This window comes from Streptomyces klenkii (genome assembly GCF_003626645.1).
In the GTDB taxonomy this organism is placed as follows: domain Bacteria; phylum Actinomycetota; class Actinomycetes; order Streptomycetales; family Streptomycetaceae; genus Streptomyces; species Streptomyces klenkii.
Map to the genome: position 1 here is coordinate 1 of NZ_RBAM01000052.1, position 2,221 is coordinate 2,221.

The window sequence follows — 2,221 nt, forward strand, 5'->3', positions numbered from 1 at the left end:
GCGTTGAACTCCTGGACGAGGACCTCCTCGACCAGGTCAAGCTGGACGCGGCGGCAGAGCGGGCGCGCAAGGCGCTCGCCAAGAAGTTCGCGCGCGGACGGATGACGACCCAGCTACGTTCCCGGACGGCGAAGGCCACCGCGGCTAAGACCGTGGCATGAGCTCCGCTCGTACGTTGCCGCTGCGCCGGGCTCCGCTGGCCGGCGAGGCTCTGGACTCCTGGTTCGAGGCGTTGTCCGCCCAGCTGCGGGTGCCCATGGGCGAGTTGCTGGTCGCCCTGGGTCTGCGCCAGGAATATGAACCCCCGACGGGCTGGGCTCCCTGGATGACGCGTCTGGCGCCACAACAGGCAGAGCGCATAGCCGTCACGACCGGCGTCTCACCCGACATCCTGCACACGATGACGCTGCAGCACTTCGATCAGCGAGCTCTTGTCGTCGACCAAGAACGGCAGCGGGTCAACGGGTCGTTCATGTGGGGACGCGGCAGCGGCAGCGGTTCGCGGTTCTGCCCGGAGTGTCTGCGGGAAAACGAGGGACGCTGGCACCTGACCTGGAGGCTCGGCTGGTCCTTCGTCTGCCTCACCCACCGTCGCCTGCTCGCGGACTTCTGCCCCAAGTGCGCCTCGCGGCACCGCAAGCGCCCACACCCCAGTCACATCATTCCCAGTCCCGGCCACTGCGACCACGCCAGCCGATCGGCCGAGACGGCCCTGCGGATTCGGTGCCTGCACCCGCTGGCCGACACGGAGACCATGCGCTTCGAGGCCGGGCACCCTGCTCTCCTCGCCCAGAAGACACTGCTGGATGTCATCACCACCGGTGTCGGCGCCTTCGGCGTGTACTCCGGCGACCCGCAGCCCGCCATGGCCGTGCTCGCCGACATGAGGGGGATCGCCCGTCGCGTCCTTATCCACATGCCCGCGCCCCGCATGAAGCGTCTGGTCCCCGAGGAGCTCGTGGACGCTCACTTCCGCGCCCGGGAGCACAACAGCACCCTGGCCAGCAGCCATCGGCGCGCGCCCCTCGATCCCGGCCGTGCGGCACCGGCATACGCGGAGACCACCGCCGCGGGAGCCATCGCCGCCTGGAGCATCCTCGGACAAGCCGACTGCCGCCGGGCCGCTCCCCGCATGAAGGAGCTCCTCGACGCCATCGTTGACCGCGGCTACTGGGCCAGCCCCACGGTGACCCGAAACTGGGGCCGGCACAACAGCCCTGTGCTCGAGGCCGTACACCTCAAGACCATCGCGCCGACCCTGTGGCCCAACTCTGCCCTGCGCTACCGCACCGCGCTGCCCGCGCCCTCTCTCCCGACCACCAGGCCCTCGCAGTTGACCGCGCGAGCCCGCAAGATCCCCAGCAACATCTGGCCGCTGTGGGCCGTGCGCCTCAACCCCGTCCCGCAGGTTCGCGAGAACCTCGCCGCCGCGCTCTCGGCCAGCCTGATGCTGGTGAACAGCCGCCTCGAACTTCCCGACGCGGCCAAGTCGGTCGGCAATCTCATCACGCAGCCCAACCTGACGCACGTGCTCCAGGCTCTGCGCGACGACGCCCACTACGAGGGCATCCAACTCGCCCTGATCCAGCTTGCCGCCTATCTCGATGACCACCGGGTGCCGATCGACTACCGCCGCCGGCGACGCCTGGACTACACCGACCTGCTGCCCGAGCGCGAGTGGATCACCCTGTGCCGCCGCACGCTGGCCGAGCCCGGAGCCGGCACCCGCTACCAGATCGCCCGCAGCTACCTCTTCGAGAAGATCAGCGGTCTACCCTACACGCGGATGCCCGACCCGCCGCGAAACAGCTCCTCGTTCCGCAACAGCCGGGTGCGGTTTCCCTACGTCCTCACTCCGGAGGTGTCCGCCGAGCTCGACCTGATCGGCGAGGCGTTCCTCGACCGCAACCGACTCGGCAACGAGCCCCAGACGTGGCAGCCGCCTTCTGAGCTGCTGGACGGGCTCGCCCTGCCCCGGACCGACCCCGGCGGCATCGACCTTGCGGATCTTCACCGCCGCGTCCGTGCCGGACAGACGAGCACCCGCATCGCCGACGAGCTGGAAACCGACCTGCGCACACTGCGCTATGTCCTCGGCCAGCATCCTGCACCCGCGACGAAGCCGACCGCTCACAGCATGGAGCGGGGCCTCAAGGGTCTGCACGCGGCCCGGCAAATGATCTCCAAGGCCCAGCTGGAACGCCTCTACGTGCAGGAGGAC

General features: G+C 69.3%; 1 protein-coding gene. It reads left to right on the forward strand.

Translation table 11 applies throughout. The features are described 5' to 3' along the window. Nucleotides 1–157 precede the first annotated feature (157 nt). Nucleotides 158–2,221, forward strand: a 2,064-nt coding sequence (locus D7231_RS34465) for a TniQ family protein (RefSeq protein WP_147449866.1), incomplete at its 3' end; no start/stop codon positions are given.